Below are 2,023 nucleotides of genomic sequence, written 5' to 3'. Positions count from 1 at the left end.
GTTTTAAAGATGAGAGAATCTTTGAGTATGCTGAACGTATGAAGCTGCACCTAGCAATGCGCTTGATACAACGTCATCGTGAGGCGATGGCCATCAGATGGGCGCAAGGAGAAACCGCGGCTGACGCCCCTGATAAATTTGATCAACGTCAAGTGGCACTACTCAACGAGTTTGCAAAGCACCATGGTATTGAAGACCACGATAAAGCCGTGGAGTTTACCGCGCACTTACGCCAAGTGGCCAAACGTTTTGATCACACGCTGGTTGAGAACAACAAAGCCATTATTAAGCTGTTGCGTGATCCTAAAGCTGAACGTGAGCAGTATCTAGCGCTTACCAAGCATTTTACAGATTTCAGAGACAATATCGATCAAAAACGAGCGGCATTTAATACCAGCATCATCGACAAGCTAGGCGGTAGCGCAGGAGAGGTTGGCAGAATGACTCGGGACATCATCTCATCGTCTAGCTACATAGAAGGGTTAAACCATTACATCAATAATGATAGTCATTCAGTTGAGGCAAGAGACGTTGCCAAAGAATATTTAGCAGATACCTTGGATAAAACCTGTCAGCAATTCAAACTTGCGTTGCGTGATGTTAACTCTTTACCACCAACCCAGCGTAAAACCTACTCAGAGGCGCTTAAAGCCACTTTAGAGACGTTTACTGAGCAATATGGCAAAGAGCTGTCTGAAAGCCAATACAAAGCGTTACAGGGTGGTTTAGAGTCGTACCAATATCAAGTTAATAAAGCGCATTCACCTAGCCGAGGATTTAGTCCTTAATCTAATCCTTAAAAAAACGATTACTGAGGGATAAGTTACTTAGGCAAGCTACGTGGTTTAAATGATGATTTTTCACTTATCCACAAAAAAATTTATCACCCGTTTCTTTAAGGGTTTTTATTTAATCCTGTTTACTCCTGTTTACTCCTGTTTAAGAGCCTTTTTTCACCTTTAATATCAATAGCTTACAAAGAGAAAAAACAGTAAATGAGCAGAAAAAACAGTAAATGAGCAGAAAAAACAGTAAATGAGCAGAAAAAACAGTAAATGAGCAGAAAAAACAGACATATATTAAATACTGTTTATTTAACTGTTTATTTAACCGTTTTTGATGTTACCATAGCTTGAATGTTTTTAAAAAAACAGTAAATGAGCAGGATTAAAAATGGAAAATAATTTAGTTGTTCAATCAAACGAGCTGATTTTAGCAACATACACAATGCAAAAAACAGACAAAGAGCTAATGCTAGCGTGTATTAGTCAGATAGACAGCAGACCTGACGCACCAGAAGTAACAAAACAGACTGAATTTAAAGTGTCTGTAGATGATATAAAGTCACTGTTCTTTGGTAAGAAGTCTAAAAACGAGCAGAACGTCTATCGTGATATGGAAAACGCAAGTAAGCGTTTGTATGACGTTGATATTGTAATGAGCTTGCCCGAAAACAAAATACTTCAAACAAGACTTATCAGTAGTATTGTCTATGACCCGGATAACGGAGAAGTTTCTTTATCTTTTGCAGAAAAGATTTTGCCTTATTTGACACAGCTAAGAGCTAATTTTACTAAGTATAAGTTGCTTGAAATCGGCGAGTTATCAAGTATCCACTCAATACGTTTATATGAATTAGTCGTTATGTGGGTTAATCAGTTTCAGTACAGCAAAGATTTTACACTTGAAGAATTTAAGCATGTAATGAATGTCAAAGGTAAATACAAGCAGTTCGGTCATTTGCGACAATTTGTTATTGAAACAGCTATTAACGACATTAACGAGAATACAAACTATAGTGTTAGCGTGGAGTATCAGAAGAAATCGAGAGGTAAGGGATTTAGAGGCTTAAAGCTGAGTTTCCATAAAAAAACATTAGACAAGCTAACGGGTGCAGACGGTGCATTATCGCAAGCAGCCATCCAGTCCATTGTCGATAGCGTGCAGTTTATGAATGACTATAACGATCATCCAAGCCTAAGTTATGACGGCAAAATGCAGACTGACGCATTTAAGCGCGAAA

At 38.3% G+C, this 2,023-nt stretch carries 2 protein-coding genes; both read left to right on the top strand.

Features of this window, described 5'->3' with window-relative positions:
- The coding region (locus tag JFC08_RS13845; protein ID WP_227697797.1) for a hypothetical protein at positions 1 to 788 on the top strand (788 nt) is incomplete at its 5' end.
- A 385-nt stretch (positions 789 to 1,173) separates the two neighbouring features.
- A partial coding sequence (locus JFC08_RS13505) for a replication initiation protein (RefSeq protein WP_198331093.1) occupies positions 1,174 to 2,023 on the top strand: 850 nt, incomplete at its 3' end.

This window comes from Psychrobacter cibarius (assembly GCF_016107535.1).
Classification (GTDB): domain Bacteria; phylum Pseudomonadota; class Gammaproteobacteria; order Pseudomonadales; family Moraxellaceae; genus Psychrobacter; species Psychrobacter cibarius.
This window is presented reverse-complemented; position numbering and strand designations above follow the sequence as displayed.